This is a genomic window from Pseudomonas sp. FW300-N2F2 (assembly GCF_017351655.1).
Taxonomy (GTDB): domain Bacteria; phylum Pseudomonadota; class Gammaproteobacteria; order Pseudomonadales; family Pseudomonadaceae; genus Aquipseudomonas; species Aquipseudomonas fluorescens_AA.
This window is the reverse complement of the sequence record NZ_JACNDQ010000001.1, coordinates 1,798,093-1,811,969: the sequence shown is the minus strand read 5'-3', so window position 1 is coordinate 1,811,969 and position 13,877 is coordinate 1,798,093. Positions and strand designations below refer to the sequence as shown.

General features: G+C 54.5%; 8 protein-coding genes and 1 tRNA gene. 1 reads left to right on the top strand and 8 read right to left on the bottom strand.

Translation table 11 applies throughout. The features are described from left to right. Positions 1-197 precede the first annotated feature (197 nt). Positions 198-2,117: a DNA recombination protein RmuC gene (gene rmuC, locus J4E63_RS08225; protein ID WP_207281611.1), complete on the top strand. Its 1,920-nt coding sequence runs from the start codon at positions 198-200 to the stop codon at positions 2,115-2,117. Between the two features lie 39 nt (positions 2,118-2,156). Here the strand turns inward: rmuC and zorD are convergent, their stop codons facing one another. The 8 genes from zorD to pheT form a co-directional block, all read right to left on the bottom strand. Further along, on the bottom strand, positions 2,157-5,408 hold the full coding sequence (zorD, locus tag J4E63_RS08220) for a type I Zorya anti-phage system protein ZorD (RefSeq protein ID WP_207281610.1): 3,252 nt from the start codon (positions 5,406-5,408) through the stop codon (positions 2,157-2,159). Continuing rightward, positions 5,408-7,057 (bottom strand): type I Zorya anti-phage system protein ZorC, encoded by a 1,650-nt coding sequence (zorC, locus tag J4E63_RS08215; protein WP_207282465.1) that lies wholly within the window; start codon positions 7,055-7,057, stop codon positions 5,408-5,410. The genes zorD and zorC overlap by 1 nt, the downstream gene beginning before the upstream one ends. Further along, complete coding sequence (gene zorB1, locus J4E63_RS08210; protein ID WP_207281609.1) at positions 7,054-7,797, bottom strand: type I Zorya anti-phage system protein ZorB1; 744 nt, start codon at positions 7,795-7,797, stop codon at positions 7,054-7,056. Before zorB1 ends, zorC begins: the two co-directional genes overlap by 4 nt. A gap of 13 nt (positions 7,798-7,810) precedes the next feature. Beyond that, positions 7,811-10,003 carry a type I Zorya anti-phage system protein ZorA1 gene (zorA1, locus tag J4E63_RS08205; RefSeq protein ID WP_207281608.1) on the bottom strand — a complete coding sequence of 731 codons (2,193 nt, stop codon included), beginning with the start codon at positions 10,001-10,003 and terminating at the stop codon, positions 7,811-7,813. Between the two features lie 671 nt (positions 10,004-10,674). Beyond that, positions 10,675-10,751 (bottom strand) — tRNA-Pro (locus J4E63_RS08200). Positions 10,752-10,841: 90 nt separating this feature from the next. Continuing rightward, positions 10,842-11,198 carry a MerR family transcriptional regulator gene (locus tag J4E63_RS08195; protein WP_003179985.1) on the bottom strand — a complete coding sequence of 119 codons (357 nt, stop codon included), beginning with the start codon at positions 11,196-11,198 and terminating at the stop codon, positions 10,842-10,844. Further along, positions 11,179-11,481: an integration host factor subunit alpha gene (ihfA, locus tag J4E63_RS08190; RefSeq protein ID WP_002553164.1), complete on the bottom strand. Its 303-nt coding sequence runs from the start codon at positions 11,479-11,481 to the stop codon at positions 11,179-11,181. The genes J4E63_RS08195 and ihfA overlap by 20 nt, the downstream gene beginning before the upstream one ends. Positions 11,482-11,484: 3 nt before the next feature. Next, on the bottom strand, positions 11,485-13,863 hold the full coding sequence (pheT, locus tag J4E63_RS08185; protein WP_207281607.1) for a phenylalanine--tRNA ligase subunit beta: 2,379 nt from the start codon (positions 13,861-13,863) through the stop codon (positions 11,485-11,487). Positions 13,864-13,877: the final 14 nt, after the last annotated feature.

The window sequence follows — 13,877 nt, the reverse complement described above, 5'->3', positions numbered from 1 at the left end:
AACCTGGGCCTAATTACCGGCCGGCACGGAATGATTTGTTTTTAATCGAGTATCGTGGCCCACCGGCTAACACTTAAACATCGAAATCTCCGAGAAGCTTACCTTCGATTAAAACCAGGTCGATATTTAACAGTTCTCAGTCGACCAGCTCCGTGCCATCATTTTGCAATCCACCCCAGCGATAAAAGGACGTACCGATGGCACAACAATATCTCATTCCGGCCCTGATCGGACTCTTCAGCTTGCTGTTTCTGGGGATCGGTTTCTGGATCAATAGCCATATCGCGGCAGGCAAGCTGGCTCAACAATTCTCCGAAATACAATCCAGTCATCAAGCTGAACACCAGCAATTGCTGAACGATGTTGCGCTTTCTCGGCAACGTGAGCAGCAAATGCTCCATGAGCAATCGGAACATCAAAATGAGCTGAAACTGGCCAGTGAAGCATTGGTGAACCATCGAGAGATCGAGAAGCAGCTCAGCATTCAGCTCAGCGAGTTCAAGACTTCGCTGGAGGCCGAGAAGCAACGCACGCTCGATAAAGCGCAGCAACTCGCAGAGGCCGCCGCTCTCATTGAAAAACACAGTGTGGAAACGAACCTACTCCGGCTACAGCTCGGCGAATTAAAACAAGAGCTTGGCCAAGGCCAGGAGCAGACTCGGCAGTTGGATGAGTTGAAGCAGGCGCTGACGCAGCAGCAAGCGCGTTTTGACGCAGCTCAACTACAACTGCAAAAACAAGGTGAGCATCTAGGTCAAAGCGCGGAACAAGCGCATCAGCTAATGGAAGTAAAAACCGCCAATAAGGACCTCCAAAGTCGTCTCGACAATGCCCAGGAAGAATTCAAAAAGCAGCGCGAACAATTGGGGCAGGCAGCAGAACAAAAGGACCAATTGGACACGCTGCGCAACACATTGGCCCAACGAGACAAAGAACTAGCCGATACGCGAGATGAACTCAGCCTTGCGAAGCAGAGTCTTGCCGAAATAAACATGCGCCACCAGCGCGACCAGCACTCAGCTGCAGAGAAACTGCAGCTGTTGGAAGATAACAAGGTCCAACTCAAGCAGGAGTTTCAGAACCTTGCAAATCAGATTTTCGACAGCAAACAGCAGAGCTTCTCGGAACAAAGCCGTCAAGGGCTGGACACTCTGCTAAAACCGTTCAAGGACCAGCTCGAATCATTCCGTCAGCGGGTGGATCAGGTTCACTCCGATACCGTCCAAGGCCAAAGCTCGATGAAAAGCGAGCTGGTCAAGCTGATGGAGTTGAACGTCCAAATCACAACCGAGGCGTCAAACCTTACCAAGGCGCTCAAAGGCGACAAAAAACTTCAAGGCACTTGGGGCGAGCAAAAGGTAGAAATGCTGCTCGAGCAAGCAGGGCTGCGCAAAGGGTTCGAGTACCACCGCGAGGCGAACTTCAAGGACGACGATGCAGGAAACAATCGACCAGACTTCGTGGTCAATTTACCTGAAGGCAAACACATCATCATTGACAGCAAAATGTCGCTGGTGGCCTATACGGAGTACGTCGCCGCCGAAACCGACGAAGATCGCACCAAAGCCCTGTCCGCTCACGTTTTGGCGTTGAAGAACCACATCAACGGGTTGTCCGATAAGAAATACACCGACCTTAACGGAATCAACTCTCCCGACTTTGTGTTTTTATTCATGCCGGTTGAGCCCGCGTACTTAGTAGCGGCTGAGCACAGTCCGGGGGTATTCCAGGCAGCCTACGAAAAACGTATTGCGATAATTACCGCCACCACCTTGCTCCCGGTATTAAGGGTCGTATCGAATCTGTGGAGTATCCAACGTCAAAACAGCAGCACGCTGCAACTTGCCACGATGGCGAGCAAGGTCTACGACAAGTTGCGAATCTTTGTGGAAAAAATGGACAAGCTCGGCAATCAGATCGCAACGGTGCAGAAAAGCTACACAGAAAGCGTCAATACACTGAAAGGAGATCACGGAAGCCTGACCAAAACCGTGGACAAGTTCGTCGCCTTAGGCGTTACAGTGTCCAAGCGTCTACCCGCTTCAGCGGTGGGAGATGATGAAGAAATGGAAAGCGAGTTGGCTACACTGCCAGTGGAAAGTGCGGCCAATACCTGATCTGAACAGTGAGCGGCGGCCCTTGCCGCTCATTTTGCCTCAACTGACCCCGAGCACTCGTTCAAAGTCACTGGCTTGAATATCCCCGGAGCCGCTCAACATATCCCTCGCCAACGCCCGTCTCTTGCTCAACAGCTCATCCAGCGTCGCTTCAAACGTCGGCATCGCTGCATCGCGCACTGTTGGGTAATACACGTAAACATCCTTCTCCTGCCCGATCCGATACGCACGGTCGGTGGCTTGATCTTCTTTGGCCGGGTTCCAGCATCGGGTGAAGTGGATGACGTGGTTGGCAGCCTGAACGTTGACACCAAAGCCAACGGCAATAGTCGAGAGGATGATCACAGAGAACCCCGCCTGAGCCTGGAACTGGTCGATCAGTTTTTGTCGGCTGTTCGCGCTCTGGCTGCTGGTGCTTGTGTCGCCGTTGATCACGGTGGCGCGGAATCCGAAATGCTCCTGAATAGCGTGTTGAAGTTCACGCTGGATATCACGCAGCTCGGTAAAGAGAATGACTTTGTCACCCTTCCCGGCCTTTTTGATGGACTCCAGGGTATCGATCAGCCAGCGCAGTTTCGGCGAGTTGTCACGCAGGCGTTTGTCCGGCTGAACACTATAGGGGTGAGCACAGATGAGTTTGAGCTTGTGCAGCAGGCCGAGCATTCCGGAGGTTTTCTGATCAAGCTGTTCTTCGATCTGTTGCTTCTGGCTATAGGCCGAAATTTCCGAGAGGTAAAGATTTCGCTGTAGGGTGTGCATCGACAGTGAACGGCAACCCTTGTCTTCGATTTTCGCGGGCAGGTCTTTGGCGATGTCTTGTTTGGTGCGGCGCAGGGTTTGCGGCTCAATCAGCTCACGCAAGCGTTCCAAGGCAACGGTGTCTCGCTCAAGTGCAGCTTCGATGGGTCGCTGGTACTCCCGACCAAACTGGTTCAACCCGCCAAGGAAGCCTGGCTGGATGAAGTCGAAAAGGCACCAAAGATCAATCAGGGAGTTTTCCACTGGCGTCCCGGTGCAAGCGACCCGGAATCGAGCCGGAACAGCCTTGATTGCCTGAGTCACCAGAGCGGCAGGGTTCTTCAGTTTCTGAGCTTCGTCGCACACGACGATCGACCATTGCTGGCGAGCTAGGGAAAACTCTTGGTCACGAAGCGTTTCATAGGTGGTCAGTACGATACGTGCACCGCCAACCCAGCCCGGGCGAAGCAGGTTCTTGATACCCTTCGCCTTCAAGTCGGCGGGAATCTCGTCTTTCTTGAACTTCACCGCGCTCAAAGCCGAGCCGTAAAGCTTCAGGACGGGGAGTGCGTCAGCAAAGAAGAACCGGTGCAGCTCTCGCTCCCAGTTATCGAGCAATGAAACCGGCGCAACGATCAAGGTCGGCTTGTCTTGAGGATATTGCTCCAGATACCAGACCAGAAGCGTCAGCAGTTGAATGGTTTTGCCCAGGCCCATGTCATCGGCGAGCAAGCAACCTGAGACGTCTGTTGGCGAAAGCCGGAAGAGATGTTGAAGCCATGCAACGCCCTGTAACTGATGTTCTCTCAAGATGACGTCGGGTCTTAGCAGGCTCGGCAGCTCAGGCCGAGCATCGAGTGCTGCTCGTAGGGCTTGCTGACGTACTTGAACGTACGTTGGCTCGTCGATGTTATGACCTATTTGGAGTACCGCACGGCCTACTTTTTCGTCAAGACTCGAAATCCGGGTCTCGGGTATGGATATCTTTTTGGACCAGGCATCAAATAGCTGCTCTGCCGCCGAGATGGAAAGCGGCGTGTCGGAGAGTGGCATCAGCACCGTCTCATCACCTGCCGCGCGAGCCTCGTCCAGCCGTTGCTCGAACTCATCAAACTGAGCCCGATCCGACGGATCCCAGCGCCCGAGGATTTCGGCGTCGATGCCTAAATCCGCGAGGTCTTTAGGCAACCAGTTTTCTGTCGCCTCCTTGACCAGAAAAGGTGACGTGATGCGCTCTGCTTCGCCGATGCCAGTGACACGATCGCCATACAGCGACAAATCCAACACTGCGTCGAACTCCGCGCCAGCCGCTTCGTTCTGCCAGCGTCTAAGCAACTCACTGATGCCTGCCAATTGGCGTAAATCGAAGTCGCTTAATTCAAGCTCGTAACCCTGCCAGAAGCCCGCCGGCATGCCTGCTGCCAGCTTCAACTGAAGCTCATGCACGAAGGGAGCAAACTCATGGGCTTCGTTGAACGGCAGCTCTATCGATGCTTGCGGCGTTGGTGAAATGGGCTCAAGGGTCAGGTTAATGCGCTGAATGCGCAGACCGGTATCGTCGTTGAGCTCGGGCTCAAGATGAAAACGGTGAAAGAAGATACCAGCGTTCGCCAGGTCGCTTTCATAGGTGTCAGCGTCCAGCACCTGACTGGCACTATCACCCAAGGCACTATAGGGGTTCCGGATAAATGAAAGCGCATGGTCGCCCGCCACTCGGCGTCCGTGCAGTGAACGCACATAATCGAGCACCGATTTAACTTCCGGCTCGATCAGCACATGGGTCAATGATCCGTCAGCCCCGGTGACTCGGTAACGATCCTGCACTTGTTTGTGGGCATCGAAACTTTCCAGCCAATTTTCCGGCTGCCCGTCGAAAGTAGGTTCCAGCTCGATGACTGGCGTATTGCCTACACTCGATTTACGTGGATTGAGACGAAGATTATCGGGCCTGACCACAACGGTTTTTTCGAGAAAACCATCCATACCTGCGCCAGCCTTGCGGGCCAGCTTGCGGACGCTGGCCCAACCAATCTGGTTGGTAAGTTCGCCAGGGCTTTCTTGTTGCGATAAATGGAGCTGCCGAACAGCACTCACCAATTGATAAGTTGCCTCAGGCAGCAGCTCGATTTTATCGCCATGCGTGAGGACTGCGCCCGTGCGTTTGGTTTGCACTGTAGCGGCGGATTCGTTATCGCGCCAAGCACCTATCGATACCTTGAAATCGTTCGAAGCAAGACTGCCTTGGCTAGTGAGCTGCGGCGTCAAATTCGACTGCTTTGGCAATCCGAGTAACGGTACGCTGCTGACGTGCCCTTCCTCATTCAAAAGTCGATAAAGCTCGTCCCACGGCAGTAGCCAGCGATCACTGAGTTGGGATACGAACTCTTCCTCTTCGAGCTGATCGAGGTAACTTACAAGTGACCAAAACTCAGTACTGTCGGCAAGGCTCAGCGGGAAGCACAATCCCTGCTCCTCTATCGAGTACAGTGGCAAATTATTGAACTCACCGGACTGCGGCAGCAGGCCTTTTCCAGATAGAAAACGCTTGAGCATTACTGCCTCCAGAATTTCAGTGGCTGATTGTTGACGGGCTTGAAGCCGAGGCGCTGCAGAGAAGCCATGGCCGCTGGCTCATGACTTTCAAGTTGCACTTGTAAGGCTCCGCCTTTGGCGCGGGAGTCATACACCCTATGAGAAATCCCCTTCAACGCTTCCGCCAACTGCGCTTCGAAAGCAATAGTTTTGGGTGGCGACCTGAATGGGTGATCACCTCGACTATCAATGTGCCCATCAGCCCGGATACCGAGTTCTGCAAGAGTCTCGTCAAATTTAGCCAGCCATCCGCTAACATGGTTTGGCCTTGATGGCACAGCCATATGTCCCATGGGTTTTACGGCTGATTTATTTTTCTGTTTCAACTCCGAGTTAAGATCCAGATAAATCTGGTCCGGGTTGAACGGTGCGCTGTCGGCTTTGTAGACGTAACAAGCGTTGCCTTTCTCCGAAAACTCGACGAACAGATAATTTGCAATTTGCATAATGACTGCGTTGTTGCTTGATTTACTGCCCGCCAGGTAGCTCAAGCGGCCATTGTTTTTTCGCCGAAAATCAACAAAGTCAGACCCGGCATCCGTTTTGGCGTCTGCACCCAACACAATCCGCGTATAGCTCATCTGATTCGCGAAACGTAGCCAATAGAACAGGCGTGCCTGATCTACATCCCTATCGCCTTTGAGGAGATTGAAGAAGTGCTCAAGGTCTTCTTTCGCAAACCACGCGACCACCATCGCACAAACGTCTTTCTCCACGTACTGAAGCCAGCTATTTTGCCTGGAGCGAATTTGTGGGCTGCCCCAGTTATCCAAAGCACTCTGTTTGAGAAGGGACGACGGTTTTTCCCGATACGACGCTGCGTGATAACGCGTCAGGCAGGCGCTGAGGAGCGCATTCATGTATGTCGGATGCTGACGCCCGATCTCAATGAAGTCGGGGAATCTTTTCGAGAACTCGTCGTCTTCCAAATTAAAGATTCGAGACAGCAATACGTTAAATATCCGGTGCCATAACCAACTGCTGTCAGGTATCTGCGCGATTGTTTGCAGCACCGAGAGATCACTGATCTCGCCGTTGAACATCTGCTCGCCAAGCGTCTCCCCAGCCTGTTCGGAAAACAGCTGCTTATGATACTGGACGATACGGATCCATTCTTTTTCACGAGTCTGTTGCGCCTTTACACAAGCGAAACCATTGCGGATGTCGCCTTGCAACAAGCACCAGACCGGATTCGTGTCGGGCTTATCGGACTCGTAACCGAAGTAGCTGAAACAAAGCGCCAGCCAATCGCGGCGGCTCAGGCGCCGTTTTTCGATCCGCTGACTGACCTCGATATGGACTCGACCATAAAGTTGCTCGCCTTCAAGAATGGGGCCCACACTCTCGACTTTATCGGCGAGACCGGCGAAGACCATGCGCCATTCGGAGGACGACAGAGGCAGGACATTCCTGAATTTATTGATGGCGGCTCTACGTTTTTCCTGAGGCGGTGGCAACGCTTTCTCTGCCCGCTCAAACCGGTCATATAAATCAGCACTGGCAGCTTCCATTCTAGGAAAGCGAGCCAACGGTTCAGAACTGATCGCACTTCTACGGGCAGCAAGCCCGAGCGCTATAGCTGACGACAGCTTGGCTAATGCACTAGTCATCGCGTCATCGCCAACTGGCATTTCTCGGACACTGTGCTGGCGAATACCGGAACTTCTGGTTTGAGGTTTTCCTCCTTCTCCTTCAAGCCGTAGAACTGCATTCTCAGTTCAACTCGGCGGCTTGCCTCGTTGGTGTCCTTTGCGTTGTTGAAAGAAACACCACCCGCCAGGAACATCGATCTGATCTGCTGTTGTCTTTCAGCTGAAAGGCCGATTTGCAGAGGGCTGCGACTATCAAGCAGGCTACACATCACCCACTCGGACCGTTGTAAGGACAGGTGCAGGTTGTACAAATACGAGCCGACGGTATCGGTAAACCCCTCGATAACGACCTGTTTGAACCACTTACGTCCTTCTTCGCTATCGGCAGCATCAAGAATGAGTGGCACTACGCCCTGAAGGGCACTTTGACCCTCGTCGCTCAATGAGTACTGGTTATGCCCAAAACGTCCCGCCTCACCGAAACTGATGCGGTTGTCCTTGCAGTCGACAACGATGGTTGCATTCGAGCCCTTAGCCTTGAGCTGCAAATGCTCGCAGAGCTGGCTAATGTCGCGACTGCGCTGTTTCTCGCCTTGCTCCGCCTGATTAATTCTCTGTGTGACCGAACTCAGGGCCGCGACCATCACTACGAGAAACAGGATCATCATGGCCGTCATCAGGTCGGCAAAAGAAATCCAGAACGGCTTCTCCGCTTCATCCTTGGCTCGGGCCACCGAAGGCATTTGCTTACCAAACATATGTCAGCCTCCGTTACTGCCTAATTCGTTCCATGATGTCGCCGAAGTCTTCAATGCTTTCCTTCACACCGTCGACGCCGCCAGCCAGACTCTTAACAGCTTTATCCAGCTCCGTATCCAGACTACCCAACGTCTGCCGGAGTACCCTGTCCATGCCGTCGCCAAACTCTTTGAAACCATCACCCAAAACACCACTGATGTTTTCCAGGTACTCATGAACCTCGCGATTGAGCGACTGCATGCGTTCCGATTGTTGCTTCAGATCCTGGAGGTATTGAGTACGTCCGCTGGCCTCAACTTGCGCGCTAGCCACCACGCCCTCGATGACGGTTAGTGTTTTGCTCAACGATTCACGGTTGTTGCGATAGTCCGCGACGACACTGTTCAACTCTCGTGAGGCCTGAGCAAGCTCGGTACCAGCCCCTTGAACAGTGCCTAGCAAACCAGCCGTCGATTCACTCGCTCTCGATACACTCAGTCCGGCATTTTCAAAGCGCTCAGCTGCGGCTCTCATTTTGTCTGCACCTAGTTGCATGCTTTGCAGATGCTGTTCGGTTTGCGCGCTTAATGCCTTGACGTTGTCTTGCGAGGCTTTATTTTGTTCGGCGACAGACTGCAGCAGCGTTTTGACATGCTCGTCTAACCCGCCCACCAACTCCCGAGTGCCTTGATGAAGCTCTGCTTGTGCAACGCGAGTGGACTGATCCATTTGCTCGCGCCCACTTTCCAGTTTTTTGAAAACAGTAGAAAGCTGCTCGCCGAGCACTTCTACAGAGCCTGCAATCTTGGCCATGGTTTCTTGCTGACCTTGGCCCATGTTTTTTTGGATTGACTCGACAAACAACTGAAGACTCTCGGCCATCGCCAGCTGGCGCGCCTCGCTGTCGGCGAACATTTTTTCCAACTGCTGTGCCATACGAGCGCCAGCGTCTTCGCCCTCATTGCCAATGCGGACGATGGACGACTGCAGATTTGTCAGCATCTCGTTCATACCAGCCTGCATGGCACTTTGGCCGGTCTGCATGTCGGTAAGCAGCTTTGCAATCATTGCTGAGCTGCTCTGATTCGAGCTTTCGCTAGCCGTACGCATGTCTTGAATGAGGCTGGAGAATCCTTGTTGCATTGACTGCATGGCAGCGACGGACTGGCCCATCATTTCGTTCAGGCCGTTGAATTGCTGACCAAAGGTTCCTTCCAGCTTGTTCATGAAAGCAACCAGAACATCCTGAAGCAGGTTCTGCACTTGGCCGGATTGATCGCCGCTGGCAGCCTGTACCGCTCCGGCAATTGCTTCCAATGGTGACTTCAAGCTGTTTTCAATGGCACTGCTGACCTGATCCGCCAACAGCTGCCCGGAGTCACGATAGGTCGTAGATAACGTGTCTGCCAACTTGAGACTTTCGCGGACCTGCGTATCGACCAGGTTTTGCAGCATTTCCCGAAGGTCCGTAACCAGACTGTCTTTCAGCTGGCGAGTCTGGATCGAGTTTTCAGCACTGGACCTTACGAGCGCAGCAAGATATTCCTCGCCAACTCCACTGTCGAATAAGCTATCGATTGCCTCATTTAGCGATTCAAGGTGCTTGTAACAGCGCCCTAATCGCCACTTTTCCGAAACCGTGACGATGATCGACGCCATGATGGAAAGGAATGAACCGATGAAGGCAAAGAGTACATCCTTCAGGAGTTTGTCCACGCTCGAATTGACCAGCTCCGGCGTGCTTGGATCAAAGTGCTGCAACCCTAACATCAGACCAAAGAAGGTTCCTACAATGCCAACACCCGTCAGAATGCCCGGCAGGTGCTTGAAGAACTCAGTAGCCAACGGTGTATCGACGACACTCTGACCTGTAAAAAAATTTGCCGCGACAGTGGTCGCACGGGAGCGCACCAGACGCTCCTCGCCTTCGTGATATTCGAACTGATTGTGAAGAGTCTCTGAATACTCCTTCCAAAGATGCTTCAGTTTTGTCGCACTGAATACTTTCTCCAGCTCTGCTTGGAGCTGATCAGGCGACTTTGCCTTGATAGCTGTAATGCTACGCCTAAGCGACTTGAGCCTTCGGCTCAGCACGAACGATGGGATGAAATATCTTCCGATATACCATAGGCACAAAGCCGCCACTGCCACCATGACTACACGCGGAGCCATTAGCTGAGCAGTGCTGGCGTCATCCCACAATTTTAATAATGTCGAAAAGTCCACATTTCAGCCTTTAAGTTAGCTTTTATGCGCTATCAAGCGCTTACGCAGGAAGAAACGCGGGACATCCCGGCAAGCTTGCTCCAACGATGTTTTTAGGAACGTCTGGATGCCTGATCCTTAAGCAGGATGCTAAGGATATGCACCGAAGAGATGGGCGCTCAGGGAAGAAACGTCATCCTTGCGAGGCAAATATCTATCCATGTCCTTTTGCCAGCACGATACGCTTCATCCCTCCGTACGGTAAAGCCATATGCGAACGTCAGCCGACCAAGCGTGTCGCCTAGATAAGCACATGAAAACGAAAATCCGACTCTGAGGATCCTCATGCTCGAGGCGCGAATCACACGACCAGCCGAAGTCGAGCTCACACCCCATTCAACATCTTTCGAACACTTCTGTCTGCGCACTTAGCCCTATCAGTCCAAGCAAGGGTTCTGTTCGCGTTTTCAGAGCAACGATTAAATGATCAAGAACGGACAGCTCTGCGTAAACGTGCGTTCGGCCTGAAGGTCTTACTGGACGCATTGACGTGCTGCTTGTGCCTTCCGGGACAAACTCTGGCCTTTGTATCAGCTGAGGATTCCACCCAGAGCCAGTGGTTTTGTAGGGGTAAAAACGAAGAGAAATAAAAAGGGGTCGCGAGATAAAATCTCGCAACCCCTTGAATTATATGGTCGGGACGGAGTGATTCGAACACTCGACCCCTAGCACCCCATGCTAGTGCGCTACCGGACTGCGCTACGCCCCGACTAGGCGTGAATCTTGTTCCGCTTCTCAACGGAACGCTCAGGAATATATCGCAAGCTTTTGAAAACTGGAAGTATTTAAAGCAGAAATTTTATTTCTTGAGCACAACCAGCACATCTTCAAGCTCGGCGATCATCTGGCGGATCATTTGTTTGTACTGGGTTGTATCGTCCTTGGCCTCATCACCGGAGAGGCGCAGGCGTGCGCCGCCGATGGTGAACCCCTGATCGTACAGCAGCGCGCGGATCTGCCGGATCATCAGCACGTCTTGTCGCTGATAATACCGACGGTTTCCGCGGCGCTTGACCGGGTTGAGTTGAGGAAACTCCTGCTCCCAATAGCGCAGCACGTGCGGTTTTACCGCACACAGCTCGCTGACTTCACCAATGGTGAAGTAGCGTTTGCCCGGGATGACGGGTAGTTCGTCGTTATGACTTGGTTCCAGCATAAGCCTCAACTCGGGCCTTCAACTTCTGCCCTGGACGAAAGGTGACCACACGGCGAGCCGTGATCGGGATTTCTTCTCCCGTTTTCGGATTGCGGCCAGGCCGCTGGCGTTTGTCCCGAAGGTCGAAATTGCCGAAACCGGACAACTTGACCTGTTCGTTGTCTTCCAGAGCGTGCCTGATTTCTTCGAAAAACAGTTCGACCAATTCTTTGGCCTCCCGTTTATTCAGGCCCAGCTCCTCATACAGACGTTCCGCCATCTCAGCTTTCGTCAGAGCCCCCATACGTCACTTCCTTAACGTGGCGTTCAACCTGTTTTCGAGCGAGGTGAGGATATTCTGCGTTGCGGTATTCACCTCATCGTCATTAAGAGTGCGCGATGGATGCTGCCAGGTCAAGCCAACTGCAAGGCTTTTTCTATGCGGATCAATGCCTTTACCCTGATACACGTCAAATAGCCTGAGGTCCGTCAGCCATTCGCCTGCATTTTCACGTATTACCTCCAGTACAGCACTGGAAGCAACGTCACGGTCGGCCAGCAACGCAAGGTCACGACGCACTTCAGGAAAGCGCGATAACTCCTGGAATTTCGGCATTTTCCCTTGGGCCACTTCGGCCAGCACCAGCTCGAAAACGAAGACTGGCCGATCGAGGCCCAGGGTTTTCGACAGTTCCGGGTGAATGGCACCGACATAGCCGACTTCACGCCCGTCTCGCTCGATGCGTGCGGTCTGCCCTGGGTGCAGCGCCGGGTGCTTGCCTGGTACGAAAGTGAATGCGTCGAGCGCGCCGGCGAAGCCCAGCACCGCTTCCACGTCAGCCTTGACGTCGAAGAAATCGACGACATCGCGACCTTGCGCCCAGCCTTCCGGCAGACGGCTGCCACAGACGACACCGGCCAGCATCGGCTCTTGCTTCAAGCCGTCCAGTTGACCGACGAAGCGCAGACCGCTTTCGAACAGACGCACGCGATCCTGCTGGCGGTTGAGGTTGTGCTGCAGCGACTTGACCAGGCCCGGCCACAAGGACGAGCGCATGGCCGCCATGTCGTTGGAGATCGGGTTGGCCAGCAACAGCGGCTCGACACCGGGGCTGAACAGCTCGAACTGGCGTGGATCGATGAAGCTGTAGGTGATCGCTTCCTGATAACCACGGGCCACCAGCAGGCGACGCAGTTCCGGCAGATCGCTGCGGGCTTCGGCCTTGGCTTGCGGGGCCAGGCGCGCTTGCGGATAGCGAACCGGCAGACGGTTATAGCCATACAGGCGAGCCAGTTCTTCGATCAGGTCGACTTCCAGGCTGATATCGAAGCGATGGCTTGGCACTTCGACGCGCCACTGCCCTGCCCCATCGGCGCGGATGTTCAGGCCGAGGGCGCTGAGCAGGCGTTCGACTTCAGCGGCGTCCATTTCCATACCCAGCATCTGGGTGATGCGCTGGGCACGCAGGGTGACCGGGGCGATCTTGGGCAGGTGCTGTTCGCTGACGGTTTCGATGATCGGGCCGGCTTCGCCACCGGTGATCTCCAGCAGCAGGCCGGTGGCGCGCTCCATGGCTTCACGGGCCAGTTGCCAGTCCACACCACGCTCGTAGCGATGCGAGGCGTCGGTGTGCAGGCCATAGGAACGCGCCTTGCCAGCGACGGCGATCTGGTCGAAGAACGCGCTTTCCAGGAATACATCGCGGGTCGTGGCGGATACACCACTGTGTTCGCCGCCCATTACGCCAGCAATCGCCAAGGCGCGGGTATGGTCAGCAATCACCAGGGTGTCGCTGCGCAGGGTCACTTCCTGGCCGTCGAGCAGCACCAGCTTTTCACCCTCTTCAGCCATGCGCACGCGGATGCCGCCGTTGATTTCGGCGAGATCGAACGCATGCAGCGGTTGACCCAGCTCCAGCATCACATAGTTGGTGATGTCGACAGCGGCGTCAATGCTGCGCACGTCGGCGCGACGCAGGCGCTCGACCATCCACAGCGGTGTTGGCTTGGACAGGTCGACGTTACGGATCACACGGCCCAGGTAACGCGGGCATGCCGCCGGCGCCAGGACTTCAATCGAACGCACTTCGTCATGCACCGCCGGCACGGCCGCGACCACCGGACGCGTCACGGGGGCGGCATACAGCGCGCCGACTTCGCGGGCCAGGCCGGCCAAGGACAGGCAGTCGCCACGGTTCGGCGTCAGGTCGACCTCGATGCTCGCATCGTCCAGGCCCAGGTACTCACGGATGTCCTGGCCCACCGGCGCATCAGCCGGCAGTTCCATCAGGCCATCGTTGCCTTCGCCGATCTGCAGTTCGGCCTGGGAGCACAGCATGCCGTTGGACTCGACGCCACGCAGCTTGGCTTTCTTGATCTTGAAGTCGCCCGGCAGTTCGGCACCGATCATGGCGAACGGGATCTTCAGGCCTGGGCGCACGTTAGGTGCGCCGCAGACCACCTGGAAGGTTTCCGCGCCATTGCTGACCTGGCAAACCCGCAATTTGTCAGCGTCCGGGTGTTGCTCGGTGCTCAACACCTCGCCCACCACCACGCCGCTGAATTCACCGGCGGCCGGCGTCACGCTATCGACCTCAAGACCGGCCATCGACAGGCGAGCAACCAGCTCGTCCCGACTTACCTGCGGGCTTACCCAGCCGCGCAGCCATTGTTCACTGAATTTCATCCTGTTCTCCTAAT